Origin of the sequence: Acetilactobacillus jinshanensis, assembly GCF_004359375.1 — a bacterium.
Taxonomy (GTDB): Bacteria; Bacillota; Bacilli; order Lactobacillales; family Lactobacillaceae; genus Acetilactobacillus; species Acetilactobacillus jinshanensis.
Genome location: NZ_CP034726.1, coordinates 404,879 through 423,008, shown reverse-complemented (window position 1 = coordinate 423,008; position 18,130 = coordinate 404,879). Strand labels below are relative to the sequence as shown.

Annotated in this window: 13 protein-coding genes and 1 pseudogene; 2 read left to right on the top strand and 12 right to left on the bottom strand. The window is 38.5% G+C overall.

Annotated elements, in window-relative coordinates; translation table 11 throughout:
• Position 1: 1 nt before the first annotated feature.
• Positions 2 to 1,297 (bottom strand): histidine--tRNA ligase, encoded by a 1,296-nt coding sequence (gene hisS, locus ELX58_RS02155; RefSeq protein ID WP_133441529.1) that lies wholly within the window; start codon positions 1,295 to 1,297, stop codon positions 2 to 4.
• Positions 1,298 to 1,669: 372 nt separating this feature from the next.
• Between hisS and ELX58_RS02150 the strand changes: the two genes are divergently transcribed.
• Positions 1,670 to 2,518, top strand: a complete 849-nt coding sequence (locus ELX58_RS02150; RefSeq protein ID WP_133441527.1) for a fructosamine kinase family protein — start codon at positions 1,670 to 1,672, stop codon at positions 2,516 to 2,518.
• Here ELX58_RS02150 and dtd read toward each other — a convergent pair whose 3' ends face one another.
• Positions 2,519 to 2,965, bottom strand: coding sequence for a D-aminoacyl-tRNA deacylase (gene dtd, locus ELX58_RS02145; RefSeq protein ID WP_133441526.1), 447 nt, complete (start codon positions 2,963 to 2,965; stop codon positions 2,519 to 2,521).
• 61 nt (positions 2,966 to 3,026) lie between these two features.
• Positions 3,027 to 3,347, bottom strand: a complete 321-nt coding sequence (locus tag ELX58_RS02140; RefSeq protein ID WP_133441523.1) for a hypothetical protein — start codon at positions 3,345 to 3,347, stop codon at positions 3,027 to 3,029.
• Between the two features lie 165 nt (positions 3,348 to 3,512).
• Between ELX58_RS02140 and ELX58_RS02135 the strand changes: the two genes are divergently transcribed.
• Positions 3,513 to 4,493: a LacI family DNA-binding transcriptional regulator gene (locus ELX58_RS02135; RefSeq protein WP_133441521.1), complete on the top strand. Its 981-nt coding sequence runs from the start codon at positions 3,513 to 3,515 to the stop codon at positions 4,491 to 4,493.
• Between the two features lie 79 nt (positions 4,494 to 4,572).
• On the opposite strand, the pseudogene ELX58_RS02130 reads toward ELX58_RS02135, so the two are convergent.
• From ELX58_RS02130 to hrcA, 9 genes and pseudogenes are all read right to left on the bottom strand, one after another.
• Positions 4,573 to 5,315: pseudogene (locus tag ELX58_RS02130) on the bottom strand (DUF6198 family protein).
• Positions 5,316 to 5,615: 300 nt separating this feature from the next.
• Positions 5,616 to 7,919, bottom strand: coding sequence for a bifunctional glycosyltransferase family 2 protein/CDP-glycerol:glycerophosphate glycerophosphotransferase (locus ELX58_RS02125; RefSeq protein ID WP_236747693.1), 2,304 nt, complete (start codon positions 7,917 to 7,919; stop codon positions 5,616 to 5,618).
• A gap of 22 nt (positions 7,920 to 7,941) precedes the next feature.
• On the bottom strand, positions 7,942 to 10,224 hold the full coding sequence (locus ELX58_RS02120; RefSeq protein WP_133441519.1) for a bifunctional glycosyltransferase/CDP-glycerol:glycerophosphate glycerophosphotransferase: 2,283 nt from the start codon (positions 10,222 to 10,224) through the stop codon (positions 7,942 to 7,944).
• Positions 10,225 to 10,249: 25 nt separating this feature from the next.
• A complete protein-coding gene (locus ELX58_RS02115) occupies positions 10,250 to 11,164 on the bottom strand; it encodes a hypothetical protein (protein ID WP_133441517.1) in 915 nt (304 codons plus the stop codon).
• A gap of 57 nt (positions 11,165 to 11,221) precedes the next feature.
• Positions 11,222 to 13,060 carry a translation elongation factor 4 gene (gene lepA / locus ELX58_RS02110; protein ID WP_133441516.1) on the bottom strand — a complete coding sequence of 613 codons (1,839 nt, stop codon included), beginning with the start codon at positions 13,058 to 13,060 and terminating at the stop codon, positions 11,222 to 11,224.
• Positions 13,061 to 13,162: 102 nt separating this feature from the next.
• Positions 13,163 to 14,338: a molecular chaperone DnaJ gene (dnaJ, locus tag ELX58_RS02105; protein ID WP_133441514.1), complete on the bottom strand. Its 1,176-nt coding sequence runs from the start codon at positions 14,336 to 14,338 to the stop codon at positions 13,163 to 13,165.
• A gap of 110 nt (positions 14,339 to 14,448) precedes the next feature.
• The gene (dnaK, locus tag ELX58_RS02100) at positions 14,449 to 16,314 is read right to left on the bottom strand and encodes a molecular chaperone DnaK (protein WP_133441513.1); all 1,866 of its coding nucleotides are present in this window, start codon (positions 16,312 to 16,314) and stop codon (positions 14,449 to 14,451) included.
• Positions 16,315 to 16,364: 50 nt separating this feature from the next.
• On the bottom strand, positions 16,365 to 16,964 hold the full coding sequence (gene grpE / locus ELX58_RS02095) for a nucleotide exchange factor GrpE (RefSeq protein ID WP_133441512.1): 600 nt from the start codon (positions 16,962 to 16,964) through the stop codon (positions 16,365 to 16,367).
• A gap of 18 nt (positions 16,965 to 16,982) precedes the next feature.
• On the bottom strand, positions 16,983 to 18,026 hold the full coding sequence (gene hrcA, locus ELX58_RS02090; protein ID WP_133441511.1) for a heat-inducible transcriptional repressor HrcA: 1,044 nt from the start codon (positions 18,024 to 18,026) through the stop codon (positions 16,983 to 16,985).
• Positions 18,027 to 18,130: the final 104 nt, after the last annotated feature.

The window sequence follows — 18,130 nt, the reverse complement described above, 5'->3', positions numbered from 1 at the left end:
TTTATTCATCAAAATCCTTGTTAACGACGTCACTAAAGTGTTTAGCAACTTTATCGAGTGGCACGGTAACCTGTTTACCGCTATCCATCGATTTAATGCTGACGGAGTTATTCTTAAGTTCCTTATCACCAATTGTTAACGTGTAATGAGCATCTAACTTGTTAGCCATCTTGAATTGAGAGCCTGGTTTACGACCGGTGTAATCACGATCAGTTGAAATCCCCTGATTACGTAAGTCTTGAACCAGCTTTAAACTAGCAATATCAGCCTTATCACCAATATTAACAACAAAGGCGTCTAATGGATTAGCCTTTGGGAATGGTAGGTGCTTAGACTTCATAACTAAGATTAAACGTTCAACACCTAAACCAAAGCCAATTCCAGGGACTTCAGGCCCACCTAACTGATGAACTAACTTGTTGTAACGACCACCGGCGCATACGGTGGTGAAGCCGTTACCAAAGGCGCTGGATTTAACCATAATCTCAAAAATCGTGTGGTTATAGTAATCTAAGCCACGAACAACATCTGGACTGACGTAGTACTTAATGCCCAAGGCATCTAATAACTGCTTAACCCGATCAAAATGAGCCTTAGCTTCCGGAGTTAAGTAATCCAGGATCGATGGCGCACCAGCAACGAATTTCTTATCGCGAGGATCTTTACTGTCTAATACACGTAAAGGATTCTTGTGCATCCGCTTCTGTGAATCTTCACTTAATTCGTTAAAGTGCGGTTCTAAGTACTTAATCAAAGCTTTGCAATAGGTATCTTTAGTCTTCCGGTCACCTAAGGTGTTTAAAGCTAAGTGTAAGTGCTTTAAACCGTATTGGTGAAGTAAGTCCATTGCCATTGCAATGACTTCAACATCCATTTCGGCACTCTTGGAACCAAAAGATTCTACACCGATCTGATGGAATTCACGTTCACGGCCGGACTGTGGATGTTCATATCTAAACATTGGGCCCATGTAATAAACTTTGTATGGTTTTGGTGTATCTGGTCCGTAAAGTTTATTCTGAATAAAGGCACGAACGACACCGGCAGTCCCTTCTGGACGTAATGCGATATGTCGACCGCCCTTATCATGAAAGTCATACATTTCTTTTGAAACAATATCAGAGGTATCACCAGATGATCGAGAGAAAACATGATAGTTTTCGATCATTGGCGTTCTGATTTCACGATAACGATAATCTTGAAAAAGCATTCGTGCAGTATCTTCAATGTACTGCCACTTTTCAGTTTCACCAGGTAATATATCTTTTGTGCCACGTGGGCGTTGATACTTTACCATTAGAATCCTCCTCGTAATTCGCTTATAAACGCATTAATGTATTAAAAAAGCGTCCTCATCATTAAATCGACGAGGGCGCATAAGGCGCGGTACCACCTTTTCTTATATCTCTTGATAACGTCTTCGAAACGAATAACCTTAGTTATTAGCCTCAAAAGTGTCTTTTAGAGGATTTCAATGCACCGTTTCACCAAAGCCGATGCTCTCTAAGCTTGAAAGTCGCTCCTACTAATCTTTCTCATGGGCCTTTATATATTACAAATTTAGAATAGAATACTTGACTTATAAAGTCAACAGCGTTTAGTAATCCTTTTAGAAAATCGTCACAATTCGATATAATTTAATTAGACATCAAATTTGAGGTGATTAATCATGACCGTTAATTCTGAATGGATTACTCATTTACCAATCAAAGGCATCAAATCCGTCTCCCCCGTTTCAGGCGGAGATATAAATGAATCCTATTGTGTTAAGACCAGCCAAAAGAAGTACTTTATGAAGGTTCAACCTAATCGTGGCAAGGGCTTCTTTGCTCACGAAGTTGAAGGCTTAAAGCTATTGAGTCAAGCCGCACTTACACCAAAAGTCATCACCTATGGTCAAGTCGGTAAAGATGGTTACCTAATCCTTAACTGGATCGATTTTGGAACCGGAAGTCAATATCAACTTGGCCAAACCGTAGCAAAGGTTCACCAGATCCATAATAAAAAATTTGGTTTGGACCACGACTTTAAATTAGGTAAGATCCCTAAAAACAATCACTGGCAAAACAGCTGGACAAAATTCTACATTAACCAGCGACTTGATCCACTGGTTAACTTAGCCAAAAAGAACCACGTTTGGAACTCGTTCCGTGAAAGGCATTACCAGAACCTAAGAACTACTTTCATTAAGTATTATTCCAATCCAAAACACAAAGTGGTCCCGAGTTTATTACATGGTGATCTGTGGTTTGGTAACGTTGGGTTTACCGCTGATGGCAAGCCAATGTTAATCGATCCAGACGCCTTCTTCGGTGACCGTGAAATGGATCTAGCCATGACGACGGTTTTCGGTGGCTTTAACGATCAGTTCTATAAAGGTTACAACAGTATTTACCCAATTAAGCCTGGTTTTCAGCAACGATTACCGTGGTATCAGTTCAACTACTTAATGGCCCACCTTAATTTATTTGGTGAAACCTACGGAAGCAGCGTTGATAGTATCCTTAGTCAATACTGATTATTTATGATCAGTATCTAAAATAAATGTCGATGGGCCATCATTATCTAATTTAACTTGCATGTCAGCTCCAAAGACACCGGTTTCAACGTGTAATCCAGCATCACGAAGTGCCTGGTTGAACTTTAGATAAATCTGTTTAGCGTGAGCCGGTTTACCAGCATGGAAGAATGACGGCCGATTACCCTTTTTAGTGTCGGCATAAAGTGTGAATTGAGAGATGGAAAGCACCTGGCCGTGAACTTTAAAGATGTTATAATTCATCTTGCCGTTTTCATCAGAGAAGATTCGTAGATGGGTGACTTTGTGAACTAAATAATTAATTTCATCGTCACCGTCAGAATCTTCAACACCAACTAAAATCATAAAGCCCTGCGGAATTTGACCGTGAACTTGACCATCGATGGTTACTTTAGCGTGTTTAACGCGTTGGATTACAATTCTCATTGTGTTCATCCCTTATTTTTAAAAAATTGTAAAAATAAAGAAGCATCATATTTATGCTTCTTTATTTTTTTAATTTCTTTAGCATCTGTAACTTTTTTTCATGTTCTAATAAATGACCCTGGAGATAATGAAGTAAACCATTTTCATCCCTAAAGATTCGTGGATGCTTCTGTTTATGAAGTCTCAAGTCAATTTCATTGATCTTTTGACGTCCGGTCCAGCGATGTCCATATCGAATTATTAAGCGATTATTTAGACGGTAGCGACCAAAACGGAACACATAAACATTATCAGGGGCCATTAACGGACGAATATAAGTCTTCTTATAATAATATCCGTTCTCTTTTAAATATCTTTTAGTTTGACTCAGCACATAAAGCACCCCCTATTAAATAACATGTGTTACTTAATATCTTAATCAATTTTTAAAATAAAAACAATTAAATGAACATAAATAATTCATAAATCGTCATACCGGTAATATTAGAGTTCGTGTATTATAATATTACATGCAATAAAGAAATTAAATTCATAAAAAGATGATTACATGAAAAAACAGATCACGATCGAAGAAGTTGCCAAGCGCGCTGGCGTATCAAAGGCAACGGTTTCTCGAGCCATTAATAACAGCCCCAGAGTTAGAGCAAAGACTAGAAATTTAATCAACGGGATTATTAAAACGTTAGGTTATCACCCTAACACAGCCGCACGAGAAATTCGAACCAAAGTGTCACGGACGATTGGGATGATCTTGCCTAACATTACTAACCCGTTCTATGCTGAATTAGTCCGTGGTGCTGAAGATCAAGCCCGTCTAAGTGGCTATCAAATCATGATCACCAACACTGATGAAAAACCTGAGCATGAATATGCAGATATCAATAACCTATTAAATCAGATGGTCGACGGCTTAATTATTATTAGTACCGGCGTTATTGATAATTATCAGCAAATTCTGCGAAACACGCCAACGATCTTTGTTGACCGACTTCCTAGTAAAAAAGAAGTTAATCACTTTGACACGCTCTTAGTTGATAACGTTAAAGGCAGTTTTGAAGCCGTTAATACATTAATTCACAATGGTGCCGAACGAATCGGTTTTATTAACAGTTCCGTCCCTGACGTCAACACCAGAAGAATGATTGGCTACAAAAAAGCTTTAGATGCTAATAACATTACTTACGATCCTGATATCATTCAGGAAAGTAATCGCAAAGCGACCAACGTTGAAAAACTAACCGGTCAATTAATCATTAACCAAGCATGTGATGGTCTTTTTGCTGCTAATAACACGATCTTTAAGCAGATTTTACTCAAAATCAAAAAATCACACATTAAAAACGTCAAGTTAGCAACGTTTGACGATGATTTCTTCTATCAATTCCTAGATCACGGGATGACAGTAATTCAGCAGCCAGCTCATCAAATGGGTTCTAAAGCTGTAATTAACCTCATCTATCGAATTAATACACCAAAGTTACCGATCAAACACACGTTGTTAAAACCGACCTTAAAGCGATATTTCTGATTAACCATACTAAAGCCATACAAAAAGAGCGCTTCAAAATTTGAAGTGCTCCTTTTTTATTTATGATTTTAATCTTTAATTAATCTTCAATTTTACCAACATCAAGTGCCTGATGCTTTAAACTAGGGAAGATATGTTTATCGGACCAACCGGTAATACCACCCTGGAATAAGAATGCGAAGACAGTACCAAGTCCAAAGTTAGCTAGTCCGTTAAGAAACTGCCCTGGAAAATACCATCCATAACAACTGCAGCAATAGCAATTAAAGTCGGTGGAATGTATGAGCACCACATTGCTTTTGCAGCACTACCGTCAAAATACTTAAAACGCAGGATCTGCATAAGATCATCGGCTGGATGCAATGCTAGATTGACACGCTGATAAATCGAAATCGCAACCGCAATAAACGTTACACCTAAGAAGTTAACAAAGACATAAACGATAGTTCCTAAGATACTACTGGTTGCCGGGAAATAATTGCTAAATACGCCATCAAAAAATTGAATTAATGATGAGAACGGAATTAAGAAAATTAAGTTCCCGATTAAACGGCTCCAGCTCCAATGACCAATTAAAATAAAGTTAAGCATGGTCGTTAATAAACCTAAGCCTAAGAAAGCCCAGAATAAGCTCCAATGGAACGCAAAGCCGAAATTATTTTCAGCAGCGGTCCAGTAAGCAGATCCTAAGATCTTAACATGGATCTTAGCACTGCTGACTAACGTTAAAACGTTACCCGCAGAATTAAAAATTAATGAAACCACAAAATAAGTAATTGCTGTAGTCATTGAAATTGTACGTTTTGGTTTAGTACTCTCCATAATTATGACTAGCCACCTTTAAGCATTAATAAAATTAATCTAAATTTGCGTTGTCGATTTAGTGAAATCGATAACATTTAGTATTATAAGGAACCCACCCCGTCTTTTAAAGGGTTATATTTGACATATCGATATTTATTTAAATTTTATGTTTATCACCATGCCCAAATCCAGAACCCTATTGCAATGGGTCTCTTAACGATATTATGCTGTCGTCATGAAACAAATGTAAACGATTACACTAATTCTAAAACGAAACGGGATGAAAACTAATTCATCCCGTTCAATCAAAATCTTGAATTATTTATGATTTAAAATCACGTCGACGACTCGCTTAGCAGCATGACCGTCATCCCAGGAATTAAACCGTTTGTTAAACTTCTGGTAACGATCATGGTACTTAGCTTTAACCTGGCCAATGTGTAAAATTGCGGATAAGACCTGATCACTGGTCTTTAAAATCGGTCCAGGTAGATCTTTCTGCATATTCAGGTAAAATCCTCTCAGGACACCGGCGTATCGATCATAGTCATAAGCAAAGTATAAAATCGGTCGCTTCAAGTTGGCGTAATCAAAGAAGACGCTTGAGTAATCGGTGATCAATAAATCAGCAATCAAGTATAATTCTGAAATATCATCATAGCCCGATTCGTTAAAGACGAAATTGCCATAGTTAGCTAGGTTCAAATGGTTGGTAACGAAGTAATGAGTACGTAGAACCAGAACGTAGCGGTCACCTAAGACTCGTTTCATCTTGCCAATATTTAACTTTAACTGGAAGTTATACTTACCAGCGCCTAGATACTGATCGTCACGCCAAGTTGGTGCATATAAGATTACTTTCTTATCTAGCGGAATCCCTAACTTCAACTTGACCTCACGAGCGATTCGATCACGATGTGGATTACTTAAGATATCGTTTCGTGGGTAACCGGTCTTTAACATCTTGTTCTTTGGATACATAAAGGCATGACTAAAGACGTTATATGAAAATTCATTATCAGTTAATAGGTGATCCCATTGCTTGGTTTGATAATAGAAGCCCTTTTTATATAACGGTGCGTTAGCAATATTATCTTCATCAAATACCAAGTGCTTTAACGGTGTTCCATGCCAGGTTTCAATAAACGTTGTTCCAGGTCGCTTAATGAACCACCGTGGCTGACGCATGTTGAAGATCTGATACTTAGACGTAGCTAAGTAATACATGTATTCAAAACCGAATTTACGAACCACGATCGTGTTTGGTTCAGTCTTTAATTCACGTTTGATCTTGTCATAGTTTTCATCATCAGCGATCCAGACATGAATAAATTGATTTGGATAGTGCTTCTGAATATATAGATAAATGTACTTCGGATTATCAGCATAGCTTCGACCAATAAATGATTCATAAATAATAACCTTCGGATTAACTGGCAAATGACGAAGAAGTAAACGATATGATTCGTAAATTGCCGTTTGGTTATCATCTTTGATAAAGCTACGAACATCACGACTGGCAACCAATAATGACATCTTACGGCGAGCCAGATTAAAGTGACCATTTTCAATATTAGTTAAAATATGCTTACTCAACGGATTAATCGGTTCATAAGCGGCATCATCTAATTCAGTCAAATAATGCTGGAGCAACTTAAAATCATGATGAATCGAGCCAACCGAATGTAAGTCCATCGCAATGGCTTTATAAAAGTAACGGTGAAGATAAATGATGGTGAACTGACTAAAGGCCCGCTTTAACTGATAGTTATTACTGTGGTTTAAAATCTGAATCGACGTCAGGCAAGCGTTTAACCACTCTGACCAACGGTGTGACGAGTTAATCTGACACAATGATGGATCGTTAATTGGATCGTTATGACCTACTAAGACATAGTGATAATCACTTAATTTTAAGATTCGATCCGTTTGTAAAAGGATTAGGATCATAAAATTAACGTTCGGATACAAGTGATTATACGGATCAAACTGGGCACCAGTAGTCTTAATCATTGATGCCGGGATAACTTTCCCGGCCATCATCAACGTCGGTTTCATCTGACTATATAAATCCGTACCTTCATAAATCCAATATTTGTCTTTTAACCAGGTCTGGTAGTCAGGATAATCGTTCAAGTTATTTAACGGAACGTTAGCATAACTAAATTCACGATAAACCGGATGAAAATTATTGATTTTATACGGAGTCTGCGGAAGTGCATCTTCGCTAGAATTATTTTTCTGAATTGAATTTATAAAAATGTTCTTAGGTTCATAAGTATCATAGGTATTTAGGTCAATGATCGTATGATTGTCTAACTGGTTAGACATCGCATCTAAATCTTTGATAGCGTCTAGAGTCATGTAATCATCAACGTCAACAAAGATCAAATCTTCACCACTAGCTGCTTTAACAGCTTGATTTAAAGCGGCTCCCAATGTATCTGGTGAGAAATGAACCTGTTTAATTTTAAAATTAGTCGAATGTAAATCAAGGTTCGACTGATTGCACGCAATTATCCACTCAAAATCATGATCACTCTGAGCTTCTAAATTACTTTCTAAATCGAGTAATCGCCGAGAATCACGTCGACTACTTGCGGTGATAATACTAAACTTCATTTGACGTTTCCTTTTACTCTAATCAAGATTTCAACAAGGCATGAGCTACACGAGCCGAGGCATGACCGTCATCCCACGTATTAAAGCGATGATTAAACTGGACATAACGATCATGATATTTTGACTTAACTTCATCAATATTTTCAATCGCGTTTAGAACGCTTTTACTGGTCTTTAACAACGGGCCCGGTAAATCTTTCTTCATATTGAGATAGAAGCCACGCAGAACATCAGCATAGTCATCATAATCATATACGTAATACAAAATTGGTCGTTTCAAAATGGCGTAATCAAAGAAGACACTTGAATAATCGGTAATTAAAATGTCGGAAATCAAATACAATTCGGCGATATCATCATAATCAGATTCGTTAAAGACGAAATCACCAAATTGGGATGTATCAATATGATTGGCGATAAAGTAATGCGTTCTCAAGATTAAAACGTATTGATCACTTAAATGTTTCTTTAATTCCGCTAAGTTTAGGTGCAACTTAAACTTATACTGTCCAGGGCCATAGAATTGATCATCACGCCACGTCGGGGCATATAAAATGACCTTCTTATTTAATGGAATGCCTAGCTTTTGCTTAATGTGTTTAGCGATCTGATCTCTTCGTGGACTGTTTAAGATATCGTTTCGGGGATACCCGGACTTCAACATCTTATCTTTAGGATACATGAAGGCCCGATGGAAAATATTATACGAATACTGATTAGCCGTTACTAAATGATCCCATTGACGAGATTGATAATAAAACGTCTGTTTATACAAGTGCGATGCACTAGCAACATTATCCATATCAAATACTAAATGCTTTAATGGCGTCCCATGCCAAGTTTCGATGAACCGCATGCCAGGTCGTTTAACAAACCATTTTGGCTGCCGCATGTTAAACACAAAATACTTAGATGTTGCTAGATAATACATGTATTGAAAGCCAAATCGGCGAACAACTTTGGTGTTAGGCTGAGACTTTAATTTAGATTTAATGTGATCAAAATGCTCAGCATCAGCAATCCACACGTACTTATATTTACTGCCGTAATGCTTTTGAAGATATCGATAAATATACTTAGGACTGTCAGAATAATTACGGCCCAAGAACGATTCAAATAGAATCACGTGTGGATTGACTGGAACGTGCTTAAATAACGTGAAATAAGTATCCTTCGTTATTCCACGACCACGATTAACAACCAATTGATTAGCGTTTCGTAAGCCGATTACGACCTTCATTAAATGACGAGCTGAACTAAAATTACCACTCTTAATGGCGTTAAGAACTTTCTGATTAATTCGTTTTAAGTTACTGTACGTCCGCGGATCAATTAACTGTAAGAACTTTTGAATCTCTAGTAACGTTCGAACCTCATTATTGCCAATTGACTGATCTTTCGTAACTAAATTCTTATAGAAGTACGTATTAATGTTATTAATTACGGTCTTGCTAAAGACGTTCATCAGGGTCTGATCGTTTAATTTTAATAATGCTCGGCATCCCGCGTTAGCCCATAACTGCCAACGATCATTACGAGGTATCTGACTTAACGATGGATCATTAATTGGATCATTATGATTAATTTTAATGTAATGATAATCACTTAATTTAATCAATTGAGCAGAAAATTCCGTTACTAAGAGCATGAACTGAATATCTGGATACAGTGAGTTATCTTCATTGAAATGAAAATGATGATCCTCGATAAACTGCTTTGAAATAACTTTGCCACGTGAAAACAACTGATCATCTAAATCAGTGTATCGATATTCCTTATCATAAATCCAGTACCGATTTTGAAGCCATAATGAAAAATGAGTGTCGATATCATTATTCTTCACGTCAAAATTAAAGTATCGATCTTCAGGCTTATCATACTTTGAGCCACCCCAATCAGGTAACGCATCATTAAAAGATGACTCTTTAGCCATTTCAATCTGTGAAGATTTTTCAGGCTCGTACGTCTGATAACAGTTGACGTCATAAACCGTGTCGTCCGAATATTCGCCAACAATGTGATTTAATAAGTTAATGGTTCCTGACTCAAGATAATCATCTGCATCGATAAAAAATAGATACTTGCCTTTAGCAATCTTCATGGCTTCATTTTTAGCAGCACCAACCGTATTGGGCTGAAATTTAACGATTTTAACTGGAAAATCAACGGATGGCAATTCTAATGATTGATTACAGGCAATGATCCATTCAAAATCATGACTATTTTGTTTTGCTAGATTACGGGCAAGTTCTTTAATTCGATTAAGATCATGACGCCCACACGGCGTAATAATACTGTATTTCAATGGCGACCATTCTTTCTAATGCGATTTACTTAGTCTGTAATAAGACCCTACCGATTCGGCTGACTTTAGACATCAGATGATGCTTAATAAATCGAGAATTCTTGGAATGGAAGATCTCTTTTTTAACGTGAGTGATCTGGTCGTTAACGAATTTCTGGTACTGGTTCAATAACACGGCATCACCAATATAATTAGCTGCGTTACCTACTTCTGAGAGCCATTCAATCCGGTTCTTTAAACTAAAGCGACTAAGAATAACCGTTGGTAAATTAATCTTGACGATTTCAGGTCGGTTAATAACCACGTTAACTAGCGTATTAATCAAGCCGTTCTTAAAATCAGCAACCATTACCGGTGTACAGTGAATCAGGAAATTGGTTCCTAGGTAAACGTTGTTTAATTCGCTATAACGCTGAATGGTGTCCATAACTTTATAATTCTGAAGTCCTAACAAAATTAATAACTGAGAAGACAAGGACAGATTAAATAACGGAACGTTAAGGGGTAAATGAAGTACAGCTTTCACGGTATTCAACCGAACCGGGTATTTTTGATTGATTTTGTTAATAACCTTTTCCGTCTGCTTGATCAATGACGTTTCATTATGTAAATACGTGAGCTCGATTACATCGCTGGAGTGACGATCGATCACTTGCTCCCACTGGGTAATAGCGTTAGGTAATAAACAATCCGTAACGTGTAGATTGATCCAGTAATTCTGCTGATTATTATCCAAGTGAATCTCGGCATAATCATCAACCACTAACGTGTCCACATCAGAGGCCTTGATAAAATCAATGATCGATGAAGTCAGAGATGGCACCTTTTTGAAAACTAAACTTACGTTTGAATTATGCTGACTCTCAATGTTCAGAATAAATTGCCTAACGTTATCTTCAGTAAAAATATTATTCGGTAGTACGTTAATAAGAAATTTCACTTTTCTCACCCTTAAATCTAACGATAATCATATGATAAATAACAAACTTAGGATAAATTATTTACCACCTCGTTCAGCTTCATCAGTCTTGAAGACAGCCATGAAAGCAGATTGCGGAATGACAACTTTACCAACGGCCTTCATCCGCTTTTTACCTTCTTTTTGCTTCTTAAGTAGCTTATCTTTACGGGTCTGGTCGCCACCGTATAACGGACCAGTAACATCTTTTCGGTATGGCTTAATGGTGGCTCGAGCGATGATTTTGGCACCAATTGCGGCCTGAACCGGAATTTCAAAGTTTTGCCGCGGAATTAACTTCTTTAACTTAGTGACCATTTCACGGCTTCTGCTGTACGCAAAGGATCGATGGGAGATAAAACTCAACGCATCGACTTTGTCACCATTTAGTAAGATATCAATCTTAACCAGATCACTAGGCTTATAACCTTCTAATTCATAAGTGTAAGAAGCATATCCACGGGTCTTAGACTTTAAATGATCATAGAAATCATAAATAATTTCACTTAATGGCATGCTGTAAACGATGTCAACGTGATATTTGTCTAAGTACCGCATCGTCTTATATTGACCACGGCGATCTTGACATAACTTCATAACGGCACCAATGTACTTACTAGGTGTCATAACGGTAACCTTAACGTATGGTTCTTCGATTTCCTTGGTCGTACCAGGATCGGGCATATCATACGGATTTTCGACTTTCTTGACTTTACCATCATTTAGAATCGCTTTATAAGTAACTGATGGTGCCGTGGTAATTAGGCTCATGTTAAATTCTTGTTCCAGGCGTTCCTGAACTACACTCATGTGGAGTAAGCCTAAGAAACCACAACGGAAACCAAAGCCTAAGGCCTTTGATGATTCCGGCTTAAATTCTAAAGCGGCATCGTTTAACTTTAATTTTTCAAGTGATTCACGCAATTCTTCGAATTTACTGTTACTGGTTGGGTATAATCCAGCGTAGACCATCGGTTTCCGTTCTTTATAACCTGGTAACGGATGTTTAGCTGGTCGGTCAACTTTCGTAACGGTATCACCAACACGGGTCGTGGTAATATCCTTAATGCTGGCGGTAATGTAACCAACATCCCCAGCCATCAAGTATTTCTTAGCAATCGGCTTTGGTGAGTTAACACCAACTTCGGTTACGGTAAATTCATGTTTTCCGTTCATCATCCGAATTCGGTCGCCGACTTTTACGTAGCCACTATATAAGCGGACGCTAAGAACAACGCCTCGGTAATCATCGTAAGCAGAATCGAAGACTAAAGCCTTCAACGGACCGGCGACGTCACCCTTTGGCGCAGGAATATCGTGGACGATCTTTTCCATTAAATCAGGAACTCCGGTTCCATACTTAGCACTAGTTTCCGCAGCGTTAGAAGCATCAATCCCGATCACGTCTTCGATTTCTTTCTTCGTCTTTTCAGGCTGAGCAGACGGTAAGTCAATCTTGTTAATATCAGGAATGATCTTTAAGTTATCTTTAATTGCTAAGTAAACGTTAGCAATCGTCTGAGCTTCAACACCCTGAGAAGCATCGACGACTAAGATGGCCCCTTCACAGGCCGCTAAGCTTCTCGATACTTCATAAGAAAAATCAGCATGGCCGGGAGTATCAATCAAATGGAAAATATAATCATGACCGTCTTTAGCATGGTACGTTAATTGGACCGCATTTAATTTAACGGTGATTCCACGTTCACGTTCAACGGGCATGTTATCTAATATTTGATTCTTCATATCTCTTTTAGCAACGGTATCAGTTAATTCTAAAATTCGATCAGCTAACGTCGATTTGCCATGATCGATATGCGCAACAATTGAGAAGTTACGAATGTATTTTTGTCGTTGCTGCATCTTTTTTAAATCCATTTTTATTCTCGACCTCTTCAACATGTTATTCTAAGTCTATTTTAACAAAAAAAAAGAGTCGAATTGAACCAACTCAACTCTTTATTATTCAGTTAAACCATTTTATTTATTAAAGGCATCCTTCATTTTATCGAAAAAGCTACCACCTTTACCGTCGTTAGTTTCACCACTAGCTTCAGCAAAGGCCTGCATAGCTTCCTTTTGACGCTTATTCAGGTGCTTTGGTGTAGTTACGGTAACAGTAACTTTTTCATCACCACGAGAACTGCCATGAATATATGGCACACCTAAATTACGTAAATTAAAGGTCGTATCAGTCTGGGTCCCAGCAGGAATGTTCAACTGAACTTCACCATCTTCACTCTTCTTTTTACTATCAAGAGCTTTGACGTTAACCTGACTGCCCAACGCAGCCTGAGCGAACGAAATGTTCTTATGGTAGTAGATATCTGAGCCACGACGCTTAAAGTTCTTGCTTGGTCTAACACGGAATACAATGAATAGATCACCATAGGATCCACCATGAATTCCGGCTTCACCTTGGCCTTGCAGACGCATCTGTTGACCATTATCGATTCCAGCTGGAATATCAACTTCAATTTCATGACTCTGGCTTACTTTACCGGTTCCGCCACAGGTCGAACACTTATCTTTGATTTCCTGACCGGTTCCGTTACAAACTGGACAAGTTCGCTGACTCTGCATCTGACCTAATGGTGTATTGGCAACACTAATAATGTAGCCAGTACCATGGCATCGAGGACAAGTTACGGGTTTTGTACCCGGCTTGGCTCCCGTCCCATGACAAGTTTGACATTCTGCTTGACGATTATAACTAATCGTAGTCTTCTTACCAAACACAGCATCGGTAAAGCTGATGGTCATCGAATATTGAAGATCACGGCCACGCTGCGGTGCGTTCGGATTTCGACGTTGCGTATGTGCTCTAGCACCGCCACCGAAGAAATCATTAAAGATATCACTGAAGCCACCGGCTCCAAAGCCTTGACCGAAGCCACCAGCGTTATTAAAACCGCCAGCTCCGCCAAAGCCGCCACCAGCATCTTCTGATCCAAACTGATCATACTGCTGACGTTTCTTTTTATTACCTAAGACACTATATGCCTGGTTAATTTTAGTAAATTTCTTACCGGCGCCGGGAGAGTGATTAATATCTGGATGCCATTTTTTAGCTAATTCACGATAAGCATGGTTAATTTGACTTTGAGTTGCATCATGCGGCACGCCCAAAATCTTGTAATAATGCTTTGGGTCCATAATTAACCTCCCAACATGTAATTAATCATTATAACGATAGCATATCTTAAACAAAAAGCCAAAGTCCATTTGGCAGACCTTGGCTTCCTGCAAAACATTGATTATTTCAATTATTTGTTGTTGTTATGAACGGTATGGAAGTTTCCGTTAACGGTCTTACCATTACCACCGTTACCGTTGTTGTTATTATTAGATCCATTATTGCCGTTAGCATTAGAGCCGCCTTTTGCAGCACCACCCTTATGCTTGTATAACTGAACATCTAAGTTTTGTAAAGCCTTAGTTAATGCGGTCTTCTTGGACTTCATGTCATCAACGTTACCAGACTTACGAGCTTTCTTTAAGTCATCTTCGGCTGCGTTGGCCTTGTCGATTAAGTCTTGGGATACCTTACCCTTAACTTCTTTCTTGGTCTTATCAGTCTGGAAGATTAACTGGTCAACACTGTTCTTTAAGTCAACCTGAGCTTTACGCTTCTTATCGGAAGCTTCGTTTTCTTTAGCTTCGTTACGCATCTTCTTAATTTCAGCATCGGATAAGCCATTAGCATTCTTGATGGTAATGTTTTGACTCTTACCAGTACCTTTATCCTTAGCGGATACGTTGACGATACCGTTCTTATCGATATCAAAAGTGACGGCGATCTGCGGAACACCACGTGGTGCCGGTGGAATGTTAGTTAACTGGAATTGACCTAAGCTCTTATCATCAGCGGCCATTGGACGTTCACCTTGTAATACGTGAATGTCAACACCAGTCTGATTATCAGCGGCGGTTGAGAAGACCTTGGTCTTAGATGTTGGAATGGTCGTGTTACGATCGATTAACTTAGTGAATACACCACCCATGGTTTCAATACCTAAGGACAGTGGAGTAACATCTAAAAGAACAACGTCTTTAACGTTACCAGTTAGAACACCACCTTGAATAGCGGCACCTAAAGCAACGGCTTCATCTGGGTTAATGGAATGGTCAGGTTCCTTACCGCTCCACTGCTTAACAGCTTGTTGAACAGCAGGAATACGAGTAGAGCCACCATTTAAGATAACGTGGTCGATGTCAGAAACTGATAAGTGAGCATCCTTTAATGCTTTCTGGAATGGAATCTTAGTCTTGTCAACTAAGTCAGAAGTTAATTCGTTGAACTTAGTACGGGTTAAGGTTGCCTGTAAGTGTAACGGACCAGTCTTACCAGAAGCGATGAATGGTAAGCTGATTTCAGTTTCTGATTCACTTGATAAGGCTTTCTTAGCTTTTTCAGAAGCGTCCTTTAAACGTTGTAATGCCATCTTATCTTTGGATAAGTCAACATTATGAGCACTCTTGAAGCCTTCGATTAACCACTTCATGATGCGGTGATCAAAGTCATCACCACCTAAGTGGGTATCACCATTAGTAGATAGTACCTGGAATACTCCGTCACCTAACTGAAGTACGGAGACATCAAAAGTACCACCACCTAAGTCATAGACCAAAATCTTTTGGTCCTGCTTCTTATTTAAGCCATAAGCTAAGGAAGCAGCGGTTGGTTCGTTGATAATACGCTTAACATCTAAACCAGCGATCTTACCAGCATCTTTAGTGGCCTGACGCTGAGCATCATCAAAGTATGCTGGGACAGTGATGACGGCTTTGTTAACCGTAGCACCAATGTACTTTTCAGCGAAGTCTTTGATGTATCCTAAAATCATAGCGGAAATCTGCTGAGGAGTATATGATTTGCTACCAACATGAACACGGTAATTAGGGTCACCCATGTGACGCTTAATTGATGCAACCGTGTTTGGATTAGTAATCATCTGACGCTTAGCAACATCACCAACTTGATGAGTACCATTCTTAAATGCAACAACTGAAGGTGTGGTACGACCGCCATCAGGATTAGTAATAATCTTAGGTTCTTTGCCTTCTAAAACGGCAACTGCAGAATTAGTAGTACCTAAATCGATACCAATAATCTTGTTACTTACTGCCATAATTTACAACCTCGATTCATAAAATTTTTATAAATAATTATTAATTTAAATTATTTAGCAACAACGACCATTGCTGGACGTAACGTCCGGTCGTGGAGTCGATAACCTTTTTGTAAGACTTTAACAACCTGAGCAGCAGGATGCTTTTTAGTGGCGGGAACGGTTTGAACAGCCTGAGCATATTCTGGATTAAATGGCTTGCCAGCAACTTTAACTTCTTTAATACCATTTTCTGATAATGCTTGAGTCAAACGATCATAAACCATCTTGACACCTTGCTTTAACTGCTTGCCACCCTTATCAGGTGTCTTAACTGCTAAAGCACGTTCCATATTATCAAGGCCTGGTAAAATACTTTTAGCTAGCTTCTGACCACTGTATTTCCGAATCTGTTGAGCATCCATTGCATCATGCTTTTGAACATTTTGCATTTCAGCTTCGGCACGAAGATATTGATCATCTAACGAGCCATTCTTCTTTTTTAAATCAGCAACTTGTTTTTTGAGTTGAGAAATAACTTCTTTTGATGACGGCTTTTTAGCTGCTTTCTTAGTAGCTTTCTTACCAGTCGCCTTAGTAGCTTTTTTATCAACTTTCTTAGCTGATTGTTTCTGTTGCTTCAACTGCTTTTTGTCTTTCTTTTCAGCCAAATAGATCCCTCCTATCTATTACTGATCATAATAATTTCTAAAGTAACCTAGCAATCGTTCGGCAAGATCTTTACGAAATGCACTCACAATTCCAATAATCTTAGAATAAGGCATTCTGGTTGGCCCTAATACCGCGATTAGGCCTTTACCATAATTGCCGACGTTATAAGTACCGGTGATCACACTGTAGTGCCTCAGTAAATCATTACTGAGTTCAGAACCAATCTTGACAGAAATCGGTTGATTAGGATCGCCAATAAAATTGGAAATATTATTAGTCTTATTAAGCAAAGTGTATAACGGTTTTAAATAACCAATATCACTACTGTTAGTGAAGTTAAGTAAATTCAATTCACCACCGATATAGAAACGATCACGTACAGCTTTATTAAGGACATCGTAGAACGTGTCCAAGAAGCCATCAGGTGTTCGAATATATCTTGACACTTCAGCAGGAATCTGAGTCTTTAACTGATCTAAGACTGTAGAAATCGCTTCACCTTTCAAGTGGCTATTAATCAGTCTAACGATCATTTCCAGCTGTTCACCAGAAACATCACTAGTGATATGAAAGACTTGGTTTTCAATTTCACCATTATCGGTAACCAGGATTGCCATGACTTCAGAATTACCTAACGGAACTAATCTAAAGCCACTCAGCTTCCGTTTCTTAGATTGTTCAGGACGTAACGTCAATGCTGTATAATGTGTCAAATTTGATAGGATATCAGCAGATTGTTTAACAATCTCATCAATCTTATGAAAATGGCCATTTAAGGCATGTCTGATAATTTCCTGATCAGTCTTAGTAACCGGATTGGGTGAAATCAAATGATCAATGTAGTAACGATAACCGTTAATCGACGGTAACCGTCCTGACGAAGAATGAGTCTTTTTGATCAAGCCTTTTCTTTCTAAGTAAGCCATCTCGTTACGAATTGTCGCCGAACTAACTTGGAAAGGTAATTGATTTGCTAAAGCCTTGGATCCAACTGGATTGCCGTTCTTAATGTAATCACGAACGACAGCCAATAAGACTTTCTTTTGTCTGGACGTAAGCATAAATCAATCACTCCCTCATTAGCACTCTTAGCACTCATATGTCCTTAGTGCTAACGTACATTTATAATATACCAAATGGCACATCATAAATCAAGAGAAACACT